The organism is Pedobacter terrae (assembly GCF_900100705.1).
GTDB lineage: Bacteria > Bacteroidota > Bacteroidia > Sphingobacteriales > Sphingobacteriaceae > Pedobacter > Pedobacter terrae.
Genome location: NZ_FNCH01000009.1, coordinates 186547 through 211322 on the forward strand (window position 1 = coordinate 186547; position 24776 = coordinate 211322).

A 24776-nucleotide genomic window follows, 5' to 3' on the forward strand; every position below is an offset into this window, starting at 1 on the left:
GCGAATTTTTACCCGTCGCTAAATAGAAGTTAAAACTATATTTTGCCTATACAGGCTACTTTTTACAATAAAAGAGGGGTTAATCAAATCCATGATTATAGCCCCTCCAATCTAAATTAACGCTCTCAAGCTTTCGCCCGATGTAGGACTCTCACCCCCTACATATTAAACTATACGTAAAAATTGATCAGGCGGTTTTTCAATTCCCGTAAATTTCCTAAAAATATTTTAAGTAAAAGCCGCAAGCCACCCGGGCTGGAAACCCTTAACTGGAATGTTGCCTTTGTTGATGTTTTGTTTTATTTAAGGGCCTGATTTACAGTTAAGATGATTGATTAAACAACAGCAGGTGAACCACCGGGTTTAAACAATTGTTTGCCGGATCTGAAACCCTTGAAGAAAATTCGATAAACTTTCGCGCTATTTTGATGTTGGTAAAAGGAAGAATAACAATGCAGTTATTGATAATTTTAGCTTAATGGCCGTTACATCTTATAGCCCATATCCTAATCAGAAATTAGTACAAAGTACCCAATATTATCAAAATCATTTTTTGGAAAGCATTCCGGCACCGGATCAAAACGATAAGCAAATAACATTCATCGTTGAGGATAAAACCGACTTATTGGTTTTTGCACAATCAGCAGAAGTATTTTGGAGATCAGCCAGTAATTATCCATACTGTTTTAAGGGCACTGTGCGCACCCGCAAGGGCAACTGCTTTGCCACCTTTAACTATGTAGCGGATGAGGAGCTGGATGCAATTTCGGAATTGAAACCGTAAATAGGCCATGATTAAGCCACCGGGTTTTGTGCCTGTGCATTGGGAAGCGGTGTTACCGTTAAAGCAGCAGCAGGCTTGCCATCGCTGTAGGAAAGAGGAATAGGTGTTGGCGATCAGCGTATAAAATAGTTCCTTTTGCTATCTCCTATTGTGCATTATATTTCCATTGCAGGTAATGTAAACCTTCCTTGTTATGGTTCTGCTTGTTAACCAGTGGTTTTATTCCATTCTGGCCATCATTTCAATTGACCGTGTACCGGATTTAATCAGTTAAAATATATGCGGCGGTATCATCATTTGTACTTCACCTATATTTTGCAGGTTAAGCCTGGCCCAAGCTGAGCTTGACGAAGTATTGAAATACCTTTAACAGCAGGTTAAGGTTCTTCGACAAGCTACCGTTGACGGAATGCACTTGATGGATATTACCTAATTAAATTTTATCTGCCTATCATATTGATTTTTACACCATAAATTATCCCTCAGGACGCAATTTTATCCGTAATTTATGGGATGATCTTCTCCTGTTTCAATTGCCGGAATAAGCTGACAAAAGAATCTGCCGTGCTTTCGAAAGCAGTAAAACCGTATTTCCTGCTTTTAGACATATCAGTCATGACTTCCAGCGGCCTGCCCAGATCGAGATCGGTATGCCAGGCTGAGCTTAGCCGATCGAGGCTGGTTTCTTTCAAGCCATATTGATGTGCGATCTGGCTCCAGATTTCCTGTTTATTTTCCATTTCTTTTTCCAGTGGCCTGATGGAACCATTATAACCGTCGGCTTCAATTGCGAAGTAATCTGCAATTTTGTTCCACAACCATTTCCACCTGAAAACATCGCCATTGGTGATGTTGAAAGCCTGATTTTTAGCATTTTCTGTAGTAGATGCCCAAATGAGCTGTTTGGCCAGTATGTTAGCATCGGTAACATCTGATAAGCCATTCCACTGGGCTGCTGAACCTGGCCATACAAACTTTGCACCTGTTTCTTTGCAGATGCTGGCATAAACCGCTAAGGTAATTCCCATATTCATCAGGTTGCCAATGGCATAGCCGATAACGGTATGCGGCCGGTGAATGCTCCAGGTAAAGTGGTCTCTGTTTGCCGCTTCATACACGGCATCTTCCTGGGCATAATAGAAATTGGGGTAGGCTAACCTGGGATGTTCTTCCCGTACCGGTGTTTCGGGCAATGTGCCTTCTTTGGCATAGGCCTCAAAAGGGCCTAAATAATGTTTTAAACCGGTAACCAAGGCCACATGGCGGACAGCTTTTTTAGGAGATAAAGCACGGAGCAGATTGCGCACCATGGTGCTGTTAACGATGATGTTTTCCTGTTCATTAGCCCTCCGCATCCAGCTGGTAAAAAAAACGTGCGTAGGGGAAACATCTTTTAGGGCAACAGCTAAACTTTCTTCATCAAGCAGATCTGCCTTAATTGGTTTAAGCCCTTCAACAGGCTTGCTGTGGTTTCTGGCCAAACCATAAGTAGTCCAGTGTTGCGCAATTAATTCTTCGACCAGATTACTCCCTGTAATTCCGGTTGAACCCACCACCAATGCGATATTTTTCATCATAAATGCCTTTTGTTAAAATTTTAAGAACAGCACAAAAGTAGGCACGAACCGATGCTAAAATACTTGACCGGGATCAAGTATTGATCAAAGCAATAAGGAATTACTGAAATAACAGCTTTTTTCTGATCCTGCTCACCGTTTCCGGACTCAAGCCTAAATAGGAAGCAATGAGGCTATGTGGAATGCTTTTTACCATATCGGGATTATGGTGTACGAGTGACAGATACTTTTCCATTGCAGTAGACTTATTGGAAATGATAAGCCGGCGATCTTTAGTAACCAGGCTGTTTTGATACAGGATTCGGAAATAGCGGTCCATTAAGGGGATTTGAAGCGTTAATGCCTCGTAATCGTCAAAACTGATCAGCAGCAGCTCTGCATTTTCAATGGCGCTGATATTTAGCAGGGCTTTTTCGCGGTTAATGAAGCTGTTGAAATCAGAAATCCACCAGCCTTCAAAAGCAAAAAGATTAATCCGTTCCTGACCTTTTTCATCGCTTACAAATGATTTTAGGATACCACTGCTTACAAATGCGAGGTGATTGCAGGTTTCCCCTTCACGTAACAAAAAGGCTTTCCGGCTCAGCTTTTTCGGCGTAAAAAAGGTTTTTAGCAAGATCAGATCCTTTTGGTTCAACTCAACCTTATCACCAATATGTTTTATTAAAATTTCGAACATCAGTAATGAAGATGAATAGTGATGCAATTTAAATAAATTAACAGCTAGGTTTAATATCGATGCCTTTTATATGATGGTAATGATTCTTATTAACGCTGTTCTTTATGATTTCTAAACTTTAAGCATGGGTTGGTTTAACTATCTTACTGAACCAATAACTACTCCACACTTTGAATTTAGCATACACTTTGATTAACTTTTTATAATGGGCAAACTGAAAAACGCCAAAGTTCCTTTTCCGGTTGGATTAGGCCTCATCCCGATTGCACCACCATGCCGGGCAATAATTTCGGAACATAGAAAAAGACCGATACCACTACCGGCGGCAACACTGCTTGAATTTTTGATTCTGTAGAATTTCCCAAATATCTTTTCCCGCTCATGGTCGGGAATACCGATTCCCATATCAATAATGGAAATCTTAACATTTGAACTATCGCTGGATATTTCGATCACGATCAGCGATTCGCCAGGCGCATACTTAATCGCATTATTGATCAGATTGGTTAATACCTGCGCTATACGGTAACGGTCTGCGGTAACATAATAAACATCAGTGAGCGTGATCAATTTGATCTCTACCGCTTCACTGATCACCTTGGTATTGGAAATCACCTCTAAAACCAATTTTCGCAGATCAAAGGTTTCTTTTTTAAGTAAGATTTCAGATTCGCTATGCGCGCTGGGATGGATGATTTCTTCTATCAAACGTTCCACCTTGCTGCTGGCATTAATGGCGCGCTCCGCAATAAGCAGGTGTTTGGTATCGCCTGTTCCGGCGATGAATTTGTAAATGAGCTGCAGATAACCCTTTACGACAGATAACGGCGACTTGAGCTCGTGCGTAGTGATGTTTAACAGTTCATCGCGAAGGATTTCCATCCCTTTTTTCTCGGAGATGTCTACCGTTGTGCCAATAATCCGCACAGGTGTGCGTGCTTCAAAAATAACGGTTCCTCTTACCTGCAGCCAGCGAATGGCTTGAGAAGGGTGTTTTACACGGATTTCGAAATCATAAGTTGGCGTTTTGGGATGCATGGCTCGTTTTAGCCCTTCCACGCGCCTCCAGCGGTCTTCGGGCAGAATAGCTTCAATAATGGTATTTTCGGTAATGACCTGATCAGCCGTTAATCCCAAATTAGCCCTGTTCTGTTCCGTACAGGTAATGAGCTTGGTAGCGAGGTCGAGTTCCCAAAATCCAAGTTTAACCTGAGCCAGGGCAATGGACAGGTTTTCTTCAGAAACGCTAGCAGAATTTAAAAAATTTTTAGGCAATGTGCTTTGCTATTAGTTTTAGCAAAGATAATGATTGATTGCTGAACCGCAAGTTTCGCTATGAGGATTTTACATAATCGATTAAAATGACCGCTGTTGCATAGCCGAAATGAAAATTTGTAACGGAATCCCCGAAAAATATCAATAAAGCCTGACTGATCAACAGCAGTAGATAGTGGGTGTAAGGCATGAAAATTGATGCCAAGGGAAGTTAATGTTTAACAAGATCAGCAGAACCACGCTTACCAGTAAGCGTAACAATTTAGCTTTGACATTAATTTTGATAAACCGAACGGATCTTCTTAAAAGTGCATACCGCACAGCATTTATAATTTAAGATAAAGCCAATGCCTGAAGATTGTATTAAATCTTCAGGCATTTGAGGCTTGCCATAACGGCTATTGTTTTTTGTAGTGTTAGGCCTACCAGCCATAATTTTGAACCAGGTTTGGATCTTTATCAATTTCTGACTGGGGTATAGGCATCAGATAATGTTTATCGGCAAATACCCGGTTTTGTAAGGTAACCGTTTTGTAAAATACGGCTACCCCGGCTGCCTCGCTGGATACATCCAGCCCGGTACTGCTGAGTTCTGCCGCTGAAGGGCGTGCATTAAGGCCGAGCGCAGGTACATTATCTACCGTTTTAGCGATTAACCAGCGTCTTACATCCCAGAAGCGGTGGCTTTCAAAGGCGAGTTCAACCCGGCGCTCATTCTGGATGCGGTTGCGCATGCCGGCCTTGGTATTGTCGGCGGCCAGGATTGGCAGATTTGGCATGGCTACCCGGTTGCGTACCAGGTTGAGGTATTGATAAACAGACTGATCTGGTGCATCCAGGTATTCATTCATGGCTTCTGCATAGTTCAGGTACATTTCTGCCAGTCGGAAAATAGGAAAGTTTCGGGTTCCTGTACCCGAATTGGCATTTCTGTCATAACCGGGCGATAAAAATTTGCGAACATTATAGCCCCACGGATTAGTACCTGATTTTCCGGTTGCCCAGCCATCGGTTATGCCGTTGCCGGCACCATACCAGGCCAGTCTTACCGGACGCTTAGTGGCGTCGAACCGCCATACATCATACTGAAAAAATACACTGGCATAGAAACGGGGGTCGCGATCTTTGTACATATTGGATATATTGCTCACCGTCTGAAATTTCAAGCCGTCCCATAGCTGCCCGCTCCAAACCCCGGTAGCACTGTAGCCAGAACCGGTTTGATTAATCGGGTAACCATTTTTCATTTCATAAGCATCTACGAACTGCTGTAAAGGCGTTAATTTTCCATTTCCTTTAAAAGGGGAGCCGTTGGGCAGATAGTTTCCGTCAATATCTGTAGAGTTGCCGAGGATTCTTGGCAGGATGGTTTCGGTATAATCGCGGGTATAAAACTGTGCCGCATAATTTTGTACCGGATTATCAGGAAAAGGCGCATATAATTTATAAATGCCCAGATCAATAACCGCTTTCGCCGCATCTGCAGCTTTTTTCCATTTTTCTTTATCGTAACTACGGCTAAAAAGCACCTTGCCATCTTTATTCTGTACGCTGGCGTAAAGTGGGTTGCCATTAAACAGCGGACTGGCAGCATAAAGTAATGTCCGGGCTTTCAAAGCCAGCGCTGCGCCCCTGGTAATGCGACCGGTTTGTGCCGCCTCCTGGGTGAGTGGCAGTACGGTTGCAATCTCATCGCACTCTGCTGTAATGAAATTGACAATCTCATCTACCGAATTGCGTGCTACCTGCGTATCTTCCAGGTTTCCGGGGTCTACATCGTTTGAGCTGGTTATTAACGGAACGGCTCCATAGCGTTTAAAAAGTTCAAAATAAAAATGTGCACGAAGAAAACGCGCCTCCGCTTTGTAGCGTGGTTTCCAGATGGCGTAATAACTTTCACGATCAAGCGGTACCGGAACGGCATCTATGCGTTTGATGAAGATATTCGCCCTGCGGATATCCTGGTATTTTCCTGACCAGTTACCGTACGGATTATCGTTGGTAGTCCATGCGCCGAGATTATATTTATAAGCATCAATGGCCTCGCCATTATCAAACCAATGGTGGTAGGTTTCATCTGTTGCTGCAGTTAGGGGTGAGGTAAGCTCATTAGGCAGCGCGTTGTATAAACGGGCCAGCGCCTGCTCTGTAAGATTGATATTATTGTAAACATCATTTTCGCTCGAATATTCGGCCGGAACAACATCCAGGTATTTTTTACAAGACGTGCTGCTGAATAATAGTACTGCCAAAAGCAGCTTGGTTATGTTTTTCATGGGATTACAATGAAGCATTTATTCCTAAGTTGATTACGCGCATTTGAGGATAGTCTCCAAAGCCATTGGTGCGCTCCGGATCGAAAATCTTCATTTCAGACCAGGTAAAAATATTTGATCCGGTGGCAAAGGCCCTGATATTGGTTAGTCCGATTTTTTTGATCCAGGTTTTGGGCAGTGTATAACCCACCTCTACATTTTTTAGCCTCACATAATTGGATGATCTAAGCCAGAAGGTTGAGTTTTTATTGTTATTTACATTATTGGAAGATGATAATCGTGGCCATTTAGCATTTGGGTCAGGATTCTGCGTGGTCCAACGCCCATCCATATAATCGGCCAGCACAGAGCTGTTGCTAGAGAATGCCCATGCAGATGTACCGGTTAACCAAAGTTTGCCGCCGGCAGCACCCTGGAAAAGAACATTCAGATCGAAGTTTTTATAAGTATAGGATAGGGTTAGGCCCACAATTGATTTTGGGGTAGTTACCTGGCCCAGGTAGCCTTCATCCTGACTGTTAATTACACCATCATTGTTCCGGTCAAGGTACTTGATATCACCCGGGCGCACGGCTCCGAATTGCTGGGTAGGGCTTGCAGTGATATCTGCTGCATCTTTAAATAAGCCAAGAGCGGTTAAGCCGTAGGCTTCATTGATCTGTGTGCCCCTTAATCCACGGTATGGCAGGGCATAGTTGGGCTCTGCAGCATACTGTATCCGGTTGGTGGCATACGAATAGGAGCCACGTAACATCAGGTTGTGGTTGCCGAAACGTTTGCGGAAGGTAATTTCGCCTTCAAAACCTTTGTTGTCTACAATACCGGCATTGATGGCCGGTAGATTTTGAACACCCGTTACATTTGGAATAATGGCTGCAGTGGTCAGGATCTGCGAACGCCTTTCGGTAAAAACATCACCGGTAAAAGCAATCTGCCCTTTAAATAATTCGAAATCGACACCGATATTGGTTTTTTTAGACTGCTCCCAGGTAAGGAATGAGTTTCCGGTGGCACTTTCCTGAGCGCCGGAGTAGCCATCACCATCGGCGGCCAAACCAAAGCGGTAGCCACTGCCGTTTCCGGTTTGCCAGGTACTGAGGTACGCAAAACGCCCAACACTGTTATCAACACCTACTATACCGTAAGAACCTCTTAATTTCAATAGGCTTATCAATTTAGAATCTTTTAGAAACTGCTCGTTGGATATGATCCAGCCAGCAGACGCTGCCGGGAAAAAGCCCATACGCCGCCCCTTCATAAAGTTCTCTGAACCATTATAACCCGCATCAAATTCCAGTACATAACGCCTGTCAAATGCATAATTAACCCTACCTACTATACCCAATTGCTTATAAGGTAAGGCAGCGATGGCACCATCAGCCGTAGCCGTAGCCAGAAAACTTTGCGACTGGTTGTAACGGATCATCCCCGAAACCACATGTCTCTGCGCAAATGTCCGGTCGTAATTTAAGTAACTTTCAAAGGTAGATTTACGGCTGCCGTTCGCAGCAATGTTAAAACCGAGTAAACCATCACCCGTGGTCAGTTCTTCATACCGGCCTTTGCTCAGGTCTGTTTCGTTTTCGTTCGTAATAAACCGGTAGGTAGAGTAATTGCGTTGCCGGGTAATGTTTCTGAAGTTCTGGGCGTCGTAAGCGAAACGTGTTCTAAAGCTTAGTCCTTCGGTAATAAAGGGCATTTTTAGGGTAAAACCGATAATTGAGCTTAAGGTGTTTTCAAAAAAGCGTCCATATCCAAACTGCGTTAAACGGCCGTACGGATTGGCTGGTGAATCTTTTTGTCCGGATACCGAACCGTTTGGATTGGTTAAAGGGTAAAGGTAGGCTGGTGTATTGCGTATTTCAGACCAGAATGCGCCTGCCGTTTCTGTCGGATAGTTTCGATCGCGAACAATGTCTGAAAGATTGAGTTCCAACTTCAGTGTAGGCAAAAGATCGATATCGATATTGCTTCTGAAATTATACTTATTCATCACCGCATTAATGTTGTAGGCATTGAGATCGTCAAATTTGTACAACCCATCCTGTTTTAGGTAGGCCATAGATACGAAATACCTGGCCGTTGAAGAACCACCATTAACATTGAGGTTGGTCTGGTTCATCATTGATGAGGGCTTGATCAGTTCTTCTGTCCAGTTAACGTTTGGATAGAGGTACTGGTAAGTAGGGTTACTGCGGTCGCGGAATTTATTCAAATAGGCATCCGTGTACAGGTTTGCATTCAAACCATCATTGTTCAATGCTTCCCTGAATAAGGTTAGCGCATCAAATGAGTCGAGGTATTCTGGCATATTGAACGGACGTTGTTGCGACGTTTGTGCGGTAAGTGAAATAAGTGGTTTACCTGTTTTTCCCCGTTTAGTGGTAACCAGTACCACTCCATTTGCACCTTTCATACCGTAAACGGCTGTGGCAGCTGCATCTTTTAAAACGCTTACCGTTTCTACATCGTTGGCATCAATACCATCAATGCTGTTCTCGATCCCATCAACCAGCACGAGGGGGCTCTTGCCCTGGTAGGTACCAAATCCACGGATATAGAGGGCAGACCCGTCGGCTCCGGGCTCGCCGCTGCTCTGTATGGTTAAAAGGCCGGGTAAACGTCCGGCGAGGCTATTGGTTAAACTGGCTGTTGGTGTGCGCAGCAGTTCTTTCGAACTTACCGAAGTAAGCGCACCGGTAACATTGTTTTTTTGTTGGGTGCCATAGCCTACCACCACCACATCTTCTAACATGGCCTGGTTTTGGCGCAGTTTAACCGCAATAAATTCGCGTGAACCGACGGCCACTTCCTGCCGGATAAAACCCACCATGCTGTATACCAGCGTGGCATCTTCGGGAACTTTGATCAGGTAACCGCCATTAACATCGGTAACTGTACCAAAGCCGCTGCGGCCTTTTACGCTTACCACTACACCTGGCAGGCCCACGCCGCTGGTGTCGGTTACACTTCCTCTTACTTCAATATCTTTCCGAAGGTTTTTAGCAGATAATATGTACGGCCGGATTTTTTTATCTGTGCTGGCACGCGCGAGGGCAGCGGAACAACAACAGATGATCATTATGATGCACATTGTACGGAAACCAAGGGTTCCTACAGCAGTGCTTCCTTTATAGTGGTGTAAAAGTTTTCTCATAGCTGGTTTAATGGTTTTTTTCGATTACTGGTTTAAAATTGGGTGGCAAACAGGATGTGGTCTTTTGGATGACCACAGCTTTTTTTGGTGTCATAAATTATCAATCTGGTTAGTGAGTTGTAGAAAAAAAGGCTAAACGGATCCCTCTTGCCGCCTTAGCGGCACAGTACAAAACGGACGGTATACATTAGCCTATTGTTCGTTGATGGGACAGGATAGCTTGATCCCTGTACTGATGGCGGTTCCAAAATCGGGTGATCCATCTGCCTTCCAGGATAGTTGCTGCATTCTAGTCGTTCTGGCTTGTCCGGGATCATTCGGCATACTACGCGCATGATAGATAAACCAGTTTTCGGTTTTCAACGTGCCGTCATCGTCCCTACGGCTACTGGAGAAAAAACCATTATGCCCCGGGCCATAAACGGCATTTTTATCGCTCGCTACGAATACCTGTTTTTTGTTGATCCAGTTTTCTGCAATTGTTGGGTCGCTGCCGGTTTTCAACTGGATTTGGGCGAGGCAGTAATGGTCACTACTATACCGGCTGGCAGAGAAAATAATGAACACCGGGCTATTAGCATCACGCTGGAGCATGATTGGCCCTTCGTTTACGCCTGCCCCCAGAAAAGTGGGTTCCCATTTTTCCCAGTCATTTGTGGGTGAGGAGATCTTGATGCGCGGTCCGCTGATGGTCCAGGGGTTAGACATGGGTGCGAGGTAGATATATTGTTTATATTTCTCTGATGGATTTTCCCATCCCGACCAGACGAAATAGTTTTTATTGCCAATTGTAACAACAGAACCATCTATTGCCCACTGATCATGACCAGCATCAGCAATTTTACCTTTGAAATTCCAGCTACCCTGTGTGGGATCGGCGTTTTCATTTTCCAGCACAAACATGCGGTTACTATCGTCTACACCCTTTTGTGCTGCGGCAACATAAATATACCATTTGCCCGCTAAAAAATGCAATTCCGGCGCCCATAGGTCGGCTGAGTGATCGGTATTTTCAGGTGGGGTCCACACTGTGATTTCAGTAGCCTCCGCGAGTTGCGACATGGCCTTTGTTTTTGCGATGGCTACACGGTTACCTTTGGTAGAAAGAAAATAATAGTTTCCGTCTTTCTGGGCTACAAAAGGATCGGCATGATCTCCGTTAAGCAATGGGTTTTGAAAATACTTCACCACCTTGCCCTGCGAAGTGATGACCGTATCTCCCTGAGAACGCTTTTGACAGGCCGTGGACAAGAGGGGAAGTCCTGCAGCTATCAAGATAAAAAATCTGTTTCTCATAAAGTTTAAAATGGTTGTTATTTGGTTTAGCCAAAAGTAGCGATGAAAAAACGCGATCGGTTCAATTCAAAGCGATCTTCTATTTAAATCAAAATCAAATAAATTTTAAACAGCTGTTAATGAGTGTCTTATTGCTCTGTTAAGCTTCAAAAATCAAAACCATTTTTGCGGTTTTAGTATATAGAAAACTGCATACCTGGGTTTGAAACGTCATATTGGCGCGGCAATATGACTTTAAATCATAATTTATTGTATGTTTATATAATGCCGCAGGCCAACAGCATTAATGATGATAAAGAAAATTTTTGCAATTATTATTCCGCTCTTTTACATGGTTCCCGTTCATGCGCAAACTTCAAAAGCGGACAGTTTATGGAAGATACTAAAGCTGGAACTTTTAACAGAAAATAATTATATCCGCCAAAAGGAAAAAAAGATAGAGAAACTGCGTAACAAGCTTTCAGCCGTACCAGCTACCTGTTATCCTGATCGGTACAAATTATTATCTGAATTATTCAATGAATACAGTGCTTTCCGTTTTGATTCTGCCATTACCAACGCCAATAAGTTAATTGCCCTTTCCAAACAATTAAGCGGTAAGCAACACCTTATCCAAAGCCAGATGGGGTTGGCTAGAGTTTTGGTAAAGTCGGGTTTTTACAAAGAAGCATTTGAAACAATATCAGAAATAGATACCATTGGCCTCTCGGGCAAATTCCGGTATGACTATCTGAATTTACGCGGAATGCTCTTTGATGAAATTGGTGCTTACAATAACGATGCCTACTATGCTACAGGCTACCGTAAAGCTGCGCGAAAAGAATTTGAAAAGGCCGGGAGTTTAATTGACCCGAGTGAGCTCGAAAAAACCATTAACATGGCTTTTTCACCTGGTGCCGGGCAAAGCACACCGCCAGATGCCGGATTTTATTACGACTATCTGTTGAATCATGATCTATCAGAACATCAGATTGCCATTATCGCCACCAGAATCAGTCATGCTTATTCAGGTGAGGATAAATTAATGTTACTCACACTTGCCGCAATCAACGATATACGGTCGGCCACGAAAGAAACATTTGCCATATTTTTGCTGGGGCAGGAACTGTTTAAAATGAACAGAAATGATGATGCTTATGTATGTATGCAGGAGGCGCTGGGTAATGCCGCTTTTTATGGCACCAGAAACAGAGCGGCTCAGATCGAGTCGGTACTGCCGCTCATTGCAAGCAGATTGATAGAAGAAAAACAACATGATAAAGAGATGCTTTGGATTGGCATTGTATTGTTTATTCTGGTGGCCATTGTTTTGCTTTTTCAGTTGGTGCTTTTCCGCAAACAGATGATCCGTATTGAACAGAATGATCTGATTATTACAGAGAAAAACACAGAACTGGAAGATGTAAACGGCAAACTATGGGAATCATCACGGATAAAGGAAGAACTCATCGGCTTATTTTTTAAAACCTGTTCGTCCTATATCGAAACGCTCGATAAAGTAAAACGAAAAGCGCAGCACAATATTAAATTAGGAAAATATCAGGATGCGACCCAGGTACTGGGAAATGTGCACATCCAAAAAGAGAAAATCCAGTTGTTTAGTACACTGGATAGCGTTTTTTTGACCCTTTTTCCCAATTTCGTTTCTTCATTTAATGCACTTTTAAGAGCCGACGAACAGATTGAGCTTAAGGAAGGAGAAATGCTCACCGCCTCGCTGCGTATTTTTGCGCTGATCCGTTTAGGGGTTACCGATACGGAAACCATTGCCCGGATACTGGATTATACGGTAAATACCGTTTATACCTACAAGGCCCGTATGAAAGCAAAAGCGCTGGTGCCTCCGGAGCAGTTTGAACAAAAGATTATGGAAATTAAATTTACAGATGAACGCTAACCTGCACAAGTGTTCCATATTTGCTTAACATGCGTAAGCGCTTTAACCTGATGGTGATGAGCGAGATATTTTCGGGGGTAATATGACGATTTAACTTGACTAGCCAGGGTAGATAATTTTCCGATCATTTGACTTTGGATGTGTTTGGGTTAAATTTAAGTTTACATTTGCAAACGCGCCATAGAGGAAATCGCAGGTCCCCTGTGCATGATGATTTTCATAAAAGGCGAAATAGCTTCTCGACTTACTGGCATAATTTCGAATAGGTATTATTACATATATGAAAAAATGTAACTTATCATTACCAATGACTACATTAGTTACAAATCAATATTTAATGGATTAAGTCATATAAACTGAACTTTGTATATTTGTAGCACAGTGATTGCACTGCAATATCTCATTAAAATTGCGGATGCGCCAGGTTGGCATTTGAAACAGTAAAACAATCGAATAAACCTATACCATGAGCATGATACCATCAATTATTAATCACATTAAACAAATTGAACATGGTTTTAAGCATATCATAACAGCCGGCGACCAGATTTTGGCAGATCAGGGAACGCCGCATTTTAACCTTGCGCTTCAGTTTCTTGCCGACAATAGTTACCAGGTAAGGATGCTGGCTACCTATATTTTGGGGCAACTTTCGCCAACCCATCCGGAAGCGTTGCAGATTCTGGAGACACAGGTGGCAGAAGACCAAAACTGGCGGGTGCAGGAAATGCTGGCAAAAGCTTTTGACCAATATTGCCAGGTTACCGGTTATGAGAAAAGTCTTCCTGTTATCAAAAAATGGCTTTCAGATCCTCATCCGAATATGAAAAGAGCAGTAACAGAGGGACTTCGTATCTGGACGGGCCGCCCTTATTTTAAAGATCATCCCCATACTGCCATTACGCTGATCAGTGTAAATAAATCAGCTGACAGCGAATACCTCAGAAAATCAGTTGGGAATGCCCTTCGCGATATCAGCAAAAAACATCGGCAAGAAGTACTGGATGAACTCTCGACCTGGGATTTGACAGATAAAAAAGTTGCATTTACCCATCAGCTGGCTACAGGCAAGTGAATCCCAGAGGTTGAGTGGAAAGACCGCGATGGAAAGAAATTGGTAAAAAGCTAAGGGTTAACCGTTAAAAAAATAGATTATTTTTATGAACAGCTGCGCCATTCCTTATTTTTGCGGCAAATAATAACCAAATGGTTAACTGATAAAGATGAATAACAAATTTTCGGATAGTGCACAGGTGGTGGTGGTCTCTACTTTTTCTTATTTGATGGATACCGTTTTTAAAGGGGATGTAAACGCAGCGTGCTGGCAGAGAGAACTGGTGGGAGATTTTAAGGAAATTGTATCTCAACTCGAATTAAAAGCAAACCTGACAGAAGTTGCTATGGAAGATCTCCAGGCACTCAAACTATCAGAAAAAGGGCAAATGGCCAGGGAAGTTATTTTGAGCGATTTCCAATTGTTAACGGATGCCGGCGCATCACCTTCGCTGAATTTAATTAAAAGTTACGAGCGTGATGAGGAATTGGATTTTATTTCAACAGATGTATATTCTTTTCATGTAGACCGGTCGCCGATTGGTACCGATACTTTTTTATGTACGTATTATGGTGCTGTTAGTGAAATCTTGGCCAATCACCAGGCTGAACAAAAAGTGCTGTTGCCAGAAATCAGACAGAAGCTTAAGGAATTATACGATGGTACGGAAGAGGGATTTGAAAATTTTTTGACTGAGCATTATTTTGATCTGCACTATCAGGCTAAACCCGGCGCACTACCTGTAAAGTTGGGTTTGGGTCATTTGTGGAGGCTGGCTGTAGATCATCCTGATCAACAGAGTTTACCCTGTATCCATCGTGCCCCGATGGAAAAAAAAGGGGAGTATAGGTTGCTGCTCATTTGCTAACGGGTTCGGGTAAGTTTAAGGTAATGTATTGGATAAATGGCTGTTTATTTTCATTACCATTTAAAACCCAAAATCTTACTCTGGTGCTTTTCATCCATATCATTCGCCTATATTTGCGATATGTTCAATAGCGTCATCTTTCTGCCTATCATTATCATGGCTGGTATGGCTTACAGTATCCTGGCCAAAAAGCTGACTGTTCCGGCCGCTTTTACCGGCGCTATCTTAGCCTGTTTGATTTATTTTGCGGCTGGTTATACAGGCATCGCCATGATGACTATATTTTTTATTCTGGGTTCTGCGGCTACTTCCTGGCAGCGACGTAAAAAACAGGATGTGGCCACAATAGCGGAAACCAAAAATGGCCGTACAGCAGGGCAGGTAATGGCTAATGCCGGGGCTGCTGGTATGGCAGCTGTAGTAATTTTATTTTATCCTTCGCTTACTTATTTAATGCTTCCAGCAATGGCGGCATCTTTTGCATCTGCTACTGCAGATACCCTTTCATCCGAACTGGGAATGCTTTATGGAAAGCGTTTTTTTAACATCATGTCTTTCAAGCCAGACCGTTGCGGAATGGATGGGGTAATCAGTCTGGAAGGAACATTAATTGGTATTTTAGGAAGCTGCATCATTGCAGGTATGTATGCGCTGGGATATGGATGGAATATGAGTTTTTGCTTTATTATTATTGCAGGAACGGTGGGCAACCTGACTGATTCTGTACTGGGCGCTGTATTGGAGCGTAAAGGCATCATCGGCAATAATTTGGTTAATTTTGCAAATACCTTAACAGCAGCACTGGTCGTTTTGGTGATGGAAATTGTTTTGATTTAGAAACAGTTATTGCCCAAACAAACTTTAAAAGATTAATCCGGATGATTTGATGTCGTCAACGCATAATATTAAATTGAAAACGCCATAAATGCGGTGAATATCAGTCTATTTTGGCTTTTGTCATTTAATTTCTAAATCCTTCATTCATCATGACCAACATTTATTTTTAATAAGCTTTTTTTTGCGATATTTATTTGTTAGTTCTTATAAGATCATGAAAAAAATCATTTTTGTTTCAATGCTGGCAGCCTGTGGATTTTCAGGTTATGCCCAAACCTATCAACCTATTACCAGCAAGAATAAAACCTATCTGGAAACACTGAAAGGAGTAAGTTACACTTATAAACAGGGCGTTGTTACCCTGAAGAATAATGGTAAGTACGCTTTGGGTACAGTGAGTGTTACGGCATCATCAAAAGTAGACAGCACCCTTTTTGGTATTGCTTTATTTGATGATGGTGTTAACAAGGGGGAGACTGTAAAAGCCGATGTTTATTTTACAAATGGCCTGGGTAAAAATGAACATGAAGTGCCCTTAAAGCAGGTTGACCAAAAGAACCTGGTACTATCTTTTGATAAGGCCACCAGAGCTGTAAAATAACCGTTTTGTTATTTGAAATTATTGATTGACCTTAAAGATCTGTCAGATCTGGATGAAATTGATAAAGTAATACGGAGGGTGCTAAAATAAGCCAGATAGCTGTATCAATATTGATTCGGGATCTGGTGCCATAACAGATGATAAATATTTAACACTAGCTTAATAACCGATATTTAGTTTTGTGCTATAAATATTTGGTTAGTATTTATAAGTTTAGGTTAGTTGATAAAAAAGCCCGGATGGATATCCGGGCTTTTTATATTTAAGCCTTATTTCAACGCATTTCATTGAAATAATCTATTTGATCATAACTGACGATCCTTTATTAATACCTGGGAACTGATTGATGCAGTTTATTTTACGCCGGTTACCATATAAATACTTTGACCAACCGCACCTTCATAACCAAATACCAGTTTATATTGGTAAAAATTTTCAATTTCGCTTTTAAAAGAATCAAAAGAAGGTGTCTCTTTTGATGCATATTTAGGATCCCATTGAAATTTGCTTCCAATTTTTAAAGTGGCTTTGTTACCATTATTTGCATGGTTGATGATTAATTGCGTAGGGGTGATGATGTTTTCCATATGTCAAATTTAATGATCTTATCTAGTTAAATTAACGTCCAGCCAGCCTAATTATTTCCAGACCAATGTAACAATTAGGAAACCGTATCGGGCTTATATCGCATTAAGTCAACAGGAAAATAAAAAATGATGGTCTTTACTTTGCCCGATCACTTCGCATTTATATAAAATGGTATAAAAATACCACGTCACCAACATAAGCTGGCTTAGGTTGATCTTTAATAACAAGTGTAGCCTGAATGGTTACTTTGGTGATGCCCCTCAGATTGCTAATATTCATCAATTTAGCTTTTAGCTGTACTTCATTATCCACTAAAACAGCCTGGCCAAATTTAAAACGCTCAATACCGTAATTAATTTCCATTTTAATATTGCGTACATCCGCAATCTGCTTCCATAAATAAGGAATTAAGGATAAGGTTAGATAGCCATGTGCAATTGTTGCCTTAAAGGGTCCTTCATTTTTGGCCTTTTCAGGATCAGTATGTATCCATTGATGGTCTAAAGTTGCATCGGCAAATTTATTGATCTGTTGCTGGTCTATAGTATGCCATTGCGAAACACCTAGTTCTTTACCAAGGTAAGATTCGTACTCTTCGAAGTTATTGATCACCAACATATATTCTGATTATAAATTAATATTATTCTAAAATTCCTAACGCATAACAATCCTATAGATACTATAGTTTCATTTACTTTTCTGTGACAATATTAACCATAATAACCGTTTTTAAGGCGATATATCGTTAAAAATTTAAATGAAATTCTGCTGCTTTTAGTTTGATCAGTGCAAGGTTGTTTATAATCAGATAGATATAAATGATAAAGCATTTTTTAGGGTTTATATCCTTATTAAATTTGCTGTCCGCTTGCGTACAGTATTGTTCGTTTCTGAACAGTATTTGTGTTTCGTTAGGGTTTTCCTCGTTTCAAACCGCATATTTATATTTGGCATAAGAATGGAGTTGTTTGCCTAAATTTAAGTCTATGTTTAGATTAAACCTGAAAATTGCGATTAGAAATCTGACTAGAAACAGATCATATACTTTGATTAACATACTTGGTCTGTCTATCGGGATGACCAGTTGCATTTTGATCTTCATATTTATCAGGTTTCAATTAAGTTATGATACACACTTTAAAAATACTGATCGGATATATAGGTTCGTAACCGATTGGAAATACAATAATTTTGATGATTATTCTGCAGGTGTGCCTATACCGTTTGCTCCTGCTGCTAAAGAAGAGTTAGAGGGAATAGAGAAAATTGCAAGAATTTCGCGCAATAGTGGCGTGGTGATGGTTAAGAATAATGATGGTACTGAACGTTTTAAAGCAGTTCGTAATGTCTATTTTACTGAATCTGATCTGTTTGATATATTATCCGTAAAATGGCTTTTTGGTCAGGCAGGACAATCGCTTTCCCAACCTAATACTGTAGTGCTATCCGAAAAAACTGCCAAAACTTTTTTTGGTTCTGCCCAGCTTGCTATTGGTAAAAGTTTTACTTTCTGGAATGATATCCCTTTAACCGTTGTCGGTGTATTTGCTGATTTACCCGAAAGTACCAGTGTTCCAATGGATATTATGATTAGTTTTTCAACTTTTTATGGAAGTAAAAACCAGGATTGGGATTCGGTAAGTTCATATAATGAGTGTTTTATGCTCCTGAAAAAAGGCGCTTCCATGCCATTGTTTGAACAGTCGTTAGAAAGGTTAAATAATAAATATTTAAAACAGAAAAAATTAGCAGGCAATCAAAAGAGTCGCATACAGGCTTTAGCCGATGTGCATTTTAGTGAACGTTACAATAATTTTGCTGATACGGCTATTACCAAAAAAGAGGTGTACAGTTTGGCCATTATCGGACTTTTTTTAATAGTCACAGCATGCATTAACTTTATTAATCTGGCCACGGCTCAGTCAGTAAACCGTTCAAAAGAGGTAGGCGTACGCAAAGTGATGGGCGCAATGCGTAAGCAGCTTGTGCTTCAGTTTTTAGTGGAGACTGCTGCAATTGCAACGATTTCTATGCTGTTGGCTTGTATATTTTCAGAGTTATTATTACCTCAGTTGGCCAGCCTTTTTAAAGGGCAGCTTAATCTTTCGCTTTTCGCAAGCCCTGTAATTTTTGTTTTTCTGTTTTTTATGGTGTTAACTGTAAGCTTACTTGCAGGATTTTATCCGGCAATGATTATTTCAGGTTTCAGTCCTGCGTTAGCCATTAAAAATAGCGTGCGCCTCAAGTCAGGAAATTTTAACCTTCGCATGGTGCTGATTGTAGTACAGTTTGCCATTACTATTGTGCTGATCATTGCTACAGTTGTAGTAGTGAGGCAAATGCAATATGTAAGGGAAAAACCCCTTGGTTTTAAAAAGGATGCGATTGTGCTGATTAATTTTCCGGGAGATAGTGCCAGCCTGGCCAAACAGCAAATGTTCAGAGAAAAACTGTTGCATATACCTGGTGTGGAAATGCAGAGTTATTTTATGCGGCCACCACTTTCGGGTCAGATGAATACGACCAATTTTTATGTAGATGGCCGTGAGAATAAAGACTTTGAAGTGCGGCTTTCTATGAGTGATGAACACTATTTTGATCTGTTTGGACTTCAGTTTGTGGCCGGTATGGTTTACGGGAAAAGTGATACGGCGAATGCTTATATCGCCAACGAGACCTTTGTGAAAAAAATAGGAATTTCAAATGCTCAGCTAGCGCTGGGAAAAGTCATTTCGCAAAATGGAAGAACAGGGCCAATTGTTGGGGTAATAAAAGATTTTAATGATCAATCGCTTCAAGAGAAAATCTCGCCCATGGTTTTCTACCAGGAGAAAAAGCACTATTATTGTATGGCTGTCAAGCTTAATCCTAAACAGCTAGTTGAAGCGATGAGAAACATCGAAACCATGTGGAAAAGCCGTTTTCCAAATGAAGTGTATTCAGCAAAATTTATAGATGACGATATTAACGGATATTATGAATCGGAACGGATTACGGGCCTTTTATTTAAGATTTTTGCCGTGGTAATTATGTTTATTTCTTTTATTGGCCTTTTTGGATTAATATCTTTTGTTGCCACACAGCGTACACGCGAAATGGCTATTAGAAAGGTTTTAGGTGCTACCACTGTCGAACTTATAAAAATGCTTAATGGATCTTTTGTTAAAATGGTTTTTATAGCAAACCTGGTAGCTTGGCCCTTAGCCTATATTTTGGCAAATAAATGGCTATCTGGTTTTGCTTATCGCACTGCGCTCAGTTTATGGCCATTCTTATTAGCGATGATCGCATCGATGCTGTTAACAATGGTTACTGTAAGTTTTAGATCGTACCGTGCGGCTAAAGCTAACGCTGTAGATGCACTTAAATACGAATAATCTTTAATTACTTAAATTGTATTTTTGAAGGTGTCACCCTGAGAGTTAATTATTGTATAAAAATCAGTATAAAATTAAATTAGAATTTAAAGGGATTAAATCACCTCAGATTTCGTCAGTTGGCAACATACGCTTAGTTTTCTGATAGACCAAAAGGCCGGAAACTGTAAGCGTTCCATACCACCTCTCACCATTAAAAAACACTTTTCGCCTTACGCTAAACGCTTATCTAACTTTGTCTTCAATACCATCTAAATATTTTATTTGATATATATAAATTAAAATTTAGATTTGTCTAAAATTATATTTAGATAGATCAGTTATGTTTGCGAAATTCTTATCACTATATTGTTGCTGCCTTCTCGTATCCCTAAATGCCATAGCCCAGAAGGTAGTCATTAAAGGAGTAGTCACTTCCCGGAACGAACCGCTTGAAAATATTACTATCAAAGTATTGGGGACTAAAATTTCAACTAAATCAGGCAGTACAGGTATTTATCTATTAAATGGAGTTCCATTTGAAAATTGTGATCTCGTTTTTTCAGGCATTGGTTATCAGTCCAAAAAAGTGAAGGTAGCCCTAAAAGGGGATACCCTTATGGTTAATGCCGAAATGTTAAGTTTAGCTTCCGATTTAAATGATGTGGTAATTACAGGGGTAAACCGGGCAACACAATTGCGGAAAAGTCCGGTGCCCATTGCTGTACTGTCTAAAAAAACGATGGATCAAAACGTAAATACCAACTTAATTGAAGCTATTGTAAAAGGAGTGCCCGGGATTACCGCCGTTACCACTGGCCCCAATGTTTCTAAACCCTTTATCAGAGGCTTAGGGTATAACCGTGTGTTAACTTTATATGATGGTTTAAGGCAGGAGGGACAGCAATGGGGCGACGAACATGGCATTGAGGTAGATGAATACGGCATTACCAGGGTAGAGGTTGTAAAAGGTCCGGCTAGTTTAACCTATGGCTCTGACGCTTTAGCTGGCGTAATTAATATGATCCCCTATATGCCGAATTTTGAAGAGGGAAAATTGAAAGGCGATTTTACCACCAATTACCAGCGTAATAATGGAATGATCGGCTCGTCAATCGGATTGGCCTACATTAAAAATGATTGGAAATATACCTTCAGGGTGACGGGAAAAACAGCACATAATTACCGTAATAGAGTTGATGGATTAGTTTATGGAACCGCTTTTAGGGAATACAATCTATCTGCCAGTGCCAGATTAGATAAAACCTGGGGCTTTTCTAAAACAGCCATTACCTATTACAATAATTTAATGGAAATTCCAGATGGCAGTAGAGATTCATTATCGAGAAGGTTTACCAGGCAGGTTTTGGATGATGGCGACGATATTAAAAACAGACCCATTGTGGCAGACAGTGAACTGAAGACCTATACCATTAACCCCTTGCATCAACACATTCAACATTACCGGTTTTACAATACCAGTCAGTTTAAATTCGGCACCAGCGATTTAAATTTATTAATTGGCGGGCAACAGAGTGTTAGGAGAGAATATAATCATCCTACATGGCCAGGCCAGGCCGGGCTTTACGTGGTGTTGAACACCTTTAATTATGATCTTAAATACAACCTGCCCGATTTTGCAGGTATAGAAAGTACTCTGGGACTTAATGGTATGTACCAGGTAAACAGGAGTAAAGCAGCTACCGATTTTCCCATTCCTGATTATAACCTCTTTGATGTTGGTGCATTTTATTTCGCAAAAAAATCAATGGGTAAGGTAGATGTTTCCGGCGGGATCAGGATCGACAGAAGAAATATCAATTGGGATAATTTTTATGTAGGTACCAATGTGCAAAATGGTTTTGATAAGCAGGTAAGCGCAAACGATCCAACAGGGAAATTGCAGTTTCCATCATTTCATAAAAACTATTATGGTTTATCTGGCAGTTTGGGCTTAACTTACAATATTTCAGAAAAGTTTTTGATTAAAGCCAATATTGCAAGAGGTTACAGGGCCCCAAATATCACAGAAATCGGTTCTAACGGACTGGATCCGGGTGCACACATTGTTTATTTAGGGAACAGAACATTTAAACCAGAATTTAACCTTCAGCAAGATATTGGCATTATTGCCTATTTAAAAGATGCCGATATAAGCGTGGAGCTGTTTAACAATAATATCCAAAATTATATTTATCAATCGCGCTTAACCGATGCCAATGGGAATCCGGTGGTTATTGTTCCCGGGAATCTTACTTATCAGTACCAACAATCAAAAGCCAGGTTATATGGTGCCGAAATTTCTATCAATCTGCATCCCACAGCTTTAAAATGGTTAAGCTTCAATAATAGTTTAGCCTATACCGTAGGATTGAATCAAAACCGCGAGCTACTGGATCAGCATGGTAACGAAGCCAAATATCTACCCTTTATTCCGCCTTTGCAGGTGAGAACGGAAATTAAGGCAACCGCTCAAAAACCTATGGGCATTTTTGATAAACCTTATATTAAAATAGATGCGGCCTTTTTCGCAGATCAGGACAGGTTTTATGCGCTCGACAATACAGAAAGCTTTACAGCTGGTTATACTTTAATTAACGGTGGAATAGGATCAACGCTAAAAACAAAAAAAGGGAAAACCATCTGCGATATTTTCCTTCAGGCCGATAATATTTTTAATATTGCGTATCAGTCTAATCTAAACAGATTGAAGTATTTTGAATATTACAATCATTCGCCCAACGGCCGGTCGGGGATTTATAATATGGGCAGAAATTTGAGTTTTAAAGTGATTATTCCAATTTAAGGGGTTATCTTTTTATTATTACGGCCGGAAATAACATTTTTCTTGACCTATTAGAGATACGATATGTTAATTGATATAGGTTATTTGAAAATGAGCGTTTGTGATTCTTGGAGGCCGCTAGTCCCGCTTTCGCTTATAGTCCTCTCCCGACGGAATGTCGGGATCCGGGCTATTCCGCTTTATCACTGCCCGTTGCAGGCGGGGGTTTAGGTACTTGGGTTCCTGCACCCTGCAACCCCACAAATGAAATACTGCATTGGCCATTTAGCCGTGGTTGCAGCGATACCCTGCAGCAACGAGGTACGAGGAAGCGAAGCGTATAAGCGGAAAACAGGAGGAAACTTAGTGTTCAGTGCAGGTTTTGCGCTAATAATAACAGATTAATGCATTAATGATTTAGGGTTGAGTGTTTATTAGGAAATGAACGTTAAGTAATTATTGGCGGCCTGCAGTCCTGCTATCGCTCATATTGCTCTCCCGACGGAATGTCGGGATCCTGGCTATTCCGCTTTATCACCTGCCCGTTGCAGGCGGGGGGTTAGGAACAAAGGTTTCTGCACCTTGCAACCCCACAAATGAAATACTGTTTTAGCTGCTTAGCCCCGGTTGCAGCGATACCCTGCAGCAACGAGGTACGAGGCAGCGAAGCGTATAAGCGGAAAACGGGAACAAACTTGGTGTTCGGTGCAGGTTTTGCGCTACTAATAATAGATCTAATGTATTACTGATTTACTTATGAGGGTTTTTAGGAAAAAAACGTTACGTGGCTATTAGCGGCTTGCAGTCCCGCTATCGCTCATAGTGCTCGCTATGCTCCGGGCTGCTGTTCGTGGTTCTTTTTGACCCCGCAATCTTAAAAAATGAAATACTGTTTTAGTTTTTCTATATTTACCTGAAGCATATCATATTAAACATTTATAACAATGGAAGCGTCTTTGAGCGAGCAGCGACTGAATTTTTTAAGACAATCAATTGGCAAGGTAATTACAGATTCGCCATCAAACTTTATGAACTGGCTGGCCCCGGTTTTAATCAAAGCAGATCATGGTATATTGGTTTGCCGCTATACCATCCGTAAAGAAATGACCAATCCGTATCAGATTTTGCATGGTGGCGTAACCGCAGGCATTATTGATGATCTGATTGGTGCAACGGTTTTTACGATGGGATTAAATGAAAGGTATACCACTGTTAACAATTATATCGATTATTTTGCTCCGGCAAGTGAGGGGGATGAAGTTATTGCAGAAACCTCAATTGTGAAAAGAGGGCGTACGATTTTAAATCTACAATGTGAAATATCTTTGCCATCGAAAAAACGCTTAATTGCCAAGGGTTATTCGAACATGTTAAACATAGGTTAAGTTAATGCACAACGCTTAAGAATAAGTTGTTGATTCCTTTATATTAGCAAAACATTCTCATGTATAATTTGTTGTAATTTAACCTAAAATATAATGAGCCATGTTAGAAAATTATTCCACCCTGCAATTTAACGTGCGAGGCAAAATTTTTAAGGGATTTTGCATGCGTATCCAAGATGATTTTCATGAAACCTATGCCGTAGTTTTAGATGGTTACCACTCGTTCTGTATCTGGTTAGATAATAAGACCGAGAAATGGTATGCTTCTAAAAATGCGGTGATTGATCCCGACGCCATTGATGAAATCATCAATCGGATATCTCCACAAACTTCTTACTCGTAACGCATCATAAAAATATTA

At 41.0% G+C, this 24776-nt stretch carries 18 protein-coding genes; 10 read left to right on the top strand and 8 right to left on the bottom strand.

Translation table 11 applies throughout. The features are described from left to right. Positions 1 to 478: 478 nt before the first annotated feature. A complete protein-coding gene (locus BLR60_RS13390; RefSeq protein WP_090500627.1) occupies positions 479 to 784 on the top strand; it encodes a hypothetical protein in 306 nt (101 codons plus the stop codon). Between the two features lie 506 nt (positions 785 to 1290). Here the strand turns inward: BLR60_RS13390 and BLR60_RS13395 are convergent. The 6 genes from BLR60_RS13395 to BLR60_RS13420 all read right to left on the bottom strand — a co-directional run bounded on the left by BLR60_RS13395 (position 1291) and on the right by BLR60_RS13420 (position 11044). Next, positions 1291 to 2361: an SDR family oxidoreductase gene (locus tag BLR60_RS13395; protein WP_244155657.1), complete on the bottom strand. Its 1071-nt coding sequence runs from the start codon at positions 2359 to 2361 to the stop codon at positions 1291 to 1293. A gap of 100 nt (positions 2362 to 2461) precedes the next feature. After that, positions 2462 to 3040, bottom strand: coding sequence for a Crp/Fnr family transcriptional regulator (locus tag BLR60_RS13400; RefSeq protein WP_090500631.1), 579 nt, complete (start codon positions 3038 to 3040; stop codon positions 2462 to 2464). Between the two features lie 192 nt (positions 3041 to 3232). After that, a complete protein-coding gene (locus BLR60_RS13405; RefSeq protein WP_090500633.1) occupies positions 3233 to 4315 on the bottom strand; it encodes a PAS domain-containing sensor histidine kinase in 1083 nt (360 codons plus the stop codon). Positions 4316 to 4737: 422 nt separating this feature from the next. After that, positions 4738 to 6591, bottom strand: coding sequence for a RagB/SusD family nutrient uptake outer membrane protein (locus BLR60_RS13410; RefSeq protein WP_167354736.1), 1854 nt, complete (start codon positions 6589 to 6591; stop codon positions 4738 to 4740). A gap of 4 nt (positions 6592 to 6595) precedes the next feature. Then, complete coding sequence (locus BLR60_RS13415) at positions 6596 to 9748, bottom strand: SusC/RagA family TonB-linked outer membrane protein (RefSeq protein WP_090500637.1); 3153 nt, start codon at positions 9746 to 9748, stop codon at positions 6596 to 6598. 192 nt (positions 9749 to 9940) lie between these two features. Beyond that, complete coding sequence (locus tag BLR60_RS13420; protein ID WP_090500639.1) at positions 9941 to 11044, bottom strand: glycoside hydrolase family 43 protein; 1104 nt, start codon at positions 11042 to 11044, stop codon at positions 9941 to 9943. 286 nt (positions 11045 to 11330) lie between these two features. On the opposite strand from BLR60_RS13420, the gene BLR60_RS13425 reads away from it, so the two are divergent. The 5 genes from BLR60_RS13425 (at position 11331) to BLR60_RS13445 (ending at position 16301) form a co-directional block, all read left to right on the top strand. Beyond that, entirely contained in the window at positions 11331 to 12941 is a 1611-nt protein-coding gene (locus BLR60_RS13425) for a DUF6377 domain-containing protein (protein ID WP_208600634.1), read from the top strand. A 472-nt stretch (positions 12942 to 13413) separates the two neighbouring features. Next, a complete protein-coding gene (locus tag BLR60_RS13430; RefSeq protein ID WP_090500718.1) occupies positions 13414 to 14016 on the top strand; it encodes a DNA alkylation repair protein in 603 nt (200 codons plus the stop codon). 148 nt (positions 14017 to 14164) lie between these two features. Then, entirely contained in the window at positions 14165 to 14863 is a 699-nt protein-coding gene (locus BLR60_RS13435) for a DUF1826 domain-containing protein (RefSeq protein WP_090500643.1), read from the top strand. Between the two features lie 120 nt (positions 14864 to 14983). Further along, positions 14984 to 15700: a DUF92 domain-containing protein gene (locus BLR60_RS13440; protein WP_090500645.1), complete on the top strand. Its 717-nt coding sequence runs from the start codon at positions 14984 to 14986 to the stop codon at positions 15698 to 15700. Positions 15701 to 15914: 214 nt separating this feature from the next. Beyond that, positions 15915 to 16301 carry a hypothetical protein gene (locus tag BLR60_RS13445; protein ID WP_090500647.1) on the top strand — a complete coding sequence of 129 codons (387 nt, stop codon included), beginning with the start codon at positions 15915 to 15917 and terminating at the stop codon, positions 16299 to 16301. A 353-nt stretch (positions 16302 to 16654) separates the two neighbouring features. Here BLR60_RS13445 and BLR60_RS13450 read toward each other — a convergent pair whose 3' ends face one another. Both BLR60_RS13450 and BLR60_RS13455 read right to left on the bottom strand, forming a co-directional pair. Beyond that, positions 16655 to 16888, bottom strand: a complete 234-nt coding sequence (locus tag BLR60_RS13450) for a hypothetical protein (protein WP_090500650.1) — start codon at positions 16886 to 16888, stop codon at positions 16655 to 16657. Between the two features lie 160 nt (positions 16889 to 17048). Further along, positions 17049 to 17507, bottom strand: a complete 459-nt coding sequence (locus tag BLR60_RS13455) for a MaoC family dehydratase (RefSeq protein WP_090500651.1) — start codon at positions 17505 to 17507, stop codon at positions 17049 to 17051. A gap of 368 nt (positions 17508 to 17875) precedes the next feature. Here BLR60_RS13455 and BLR60_RS13460 point away from each other — a divergent pair, with 368 nt between their 5' ends. The 4 genes from BLR60_RS13460 (at position 17876) to BLR60_RS13475 (ending at position 24758) form a co-directional block, all read left to right on the top strand. After that, positions 17876 to 20266 carry an ABC transporter permease gene (locus BLR60_RS13460; protein WP_090500653.1) on the top strand — a complete coding sequence of 797 codons (2391 nt, stop codon included), beginning with the start codon at positions 17876 to 17878 and terminating at the stop codon, positions 20264 to 20266. Between the two features lie 322 nt (positions 20267 to 20588). Continuing rightward, on the top strand, positions 20589 to 23051 hold the full coding sequence (locus tag BLR60_RS13465) for a TonB-dependent receptor (RefSeq protein ID WP_090500655.1): 2463 nt from the start codon (positions 20589 to 20591) through the stop codon (positions 23049 to 23051). 923 nt (positions 23052 to 23974) lie between these two features. Then, complete coding sequence (locus BLR60_RS13470; protein ID WP_090500657.1) at positions 23975 to 24415, top strand: PaaI family thioesterase; 441 nt, start codon at positions 23975 to 23977, stop codon at positions 24413 to 24415. Between the two features lie 163 nt (positions 24416 to 24578). Beyond that, positions 24579 to 24758, top strand: a complete 180-nt coding sequence (locus BLR60_RS13475; RefSeq protein WP_143009084.1) for a hypothetical protein — start codon at positions 24579 to 24581, stop codon at positions 24756 to 24758. Positions 24759 to 24776 lie beyond the last annotated feature (18 nt).

What these genes read in the sequence shown, in the direction of transcription:
- BLR60_RS13450 (WP_090500650.1), bottom strand. Translation starts at nt 16,888, where the DNA reads ATGGAAAACATCATCACCCCTACGCAATTAATCATCAACCATGCAAAT.
- BLR60_RS13455 (WP_090500651.1), bottom strand. Translation starts at nt 17,507, where the DNA reads ATGTTGGTGATCAATAACTTCGAAGAGTACGAATCTTACCTTGGTAAA.
- BLR60_RS13400 (WP_090500631.1), bottom strand. Translation starts at nt 3,040, where the DNA reads ATGTTCGAAATTTTAATAAAACATATTGGTGATAAGGTTGAGTTGAAC.
- BLR60_RS13395 (WP_244155657.1), bottom strand. Translation starts at nt 2,361, where the DNA reads ATGATGAAAAATATCGCATTGGTGGTGGGTTCAACCGGAATTACAGGG.
- BLR60_RS13445 (WP_090500647.1), top strand. Translation starts at nt 15,915, where the DNA reads ATGAAAAAAATCATTTTTGTTTCAATGCTGGCAGCCTGTGGATTTTCA.
- BLR60_RS13460 (WP_090500653.1), top strand. Translation starts at nt 17,876, where the DNA reads ATGTTTAGATTAAACCTGAAAATTGCGATTAGAAATCTGACTAGAAAC.
- BLR60_RS13410 (WP_167354736.1), bottom strand. Translation starts at nt 6,591, where the DNA reads ATGAAAAACATAACCAAGCTGCTTTTGGCAGTACTATTATTCAGCAGC.
- BLR60_RS13420 (WP_090500639.1), bottom strand. Translation starts at nt 11,044, where the DNA reads ATGAGAAACAGATTTTTTATCTTGATAGCTGCAGGACTTCCCCTCTTG.
- BLR60_RS13470 (WP_090500657.1), top strand. Translation starts at nt 23,975, where the DNA reads ATGGAAGCGTCTTTGAGCGAGCAGCGACTGAATTTTTTAAGACAATCA.
- BLR60_RS13440 (WP_090500645.1), top strand. Translation starts at nt 14,984, where the DNA reads ATGTTCAATAGCGTCATCTTTCTGCCTATCATTATCATGGCTGGTATG.
- BLR60_RS13415 (WP_090500637.1), bottom strand. Translation starts at nt 9,748, where the DNA reads ATGAGAAAACTTTTACACCACTATAAAGGAAGCACTGCTGTAGGAACC.
- BLR60_RS13425 (WP_208600634.1), top strand. Translation starts at nt 11,331, where the DNA reads ATGATGATAAAGAAAATTTTTGCAATTATTATTCCGCTCTTTTACATG.
- BLR60_RS13465 (WP_090500655.1), top strand. Translation starts at nt 20,589, where the DNA reads ATGTTTGCGAAATTCTTATCACTATATTGTTGCTGCCTTCTCGTATCC.
- BLR60_RS13435 (WP_090500643.1), top strand. Translation starts at nt 14,165, where the DNA reads ATGAATAACAAATTTTCGGATAGTGCACAGGTGGTGGTGGTCTCTACT.
- BLR60_RS13430 (WP_090500718.1), top strand. Translation starts at nt 13,414, where the DNA reads ATGATACCATCAATTATTAATCACATTAAACAAATTGAACATGGTTTT.
- BLR60_RS13390 (WP_090500627.1), top strand. Translation starts at nt 479, where the DNA reads ATGGCCGTTACATCTTATAGCCCATATCCTAATCAGAAATTAGTACAA.
- BLR60_RS13475 (WP_143009084.1), top strand. Translation starts at nt 24,579, where the DNA reads ATGCGTATCCAAGATGATTTTCATGAAACCTATGCCGTAGTTTTAGAT.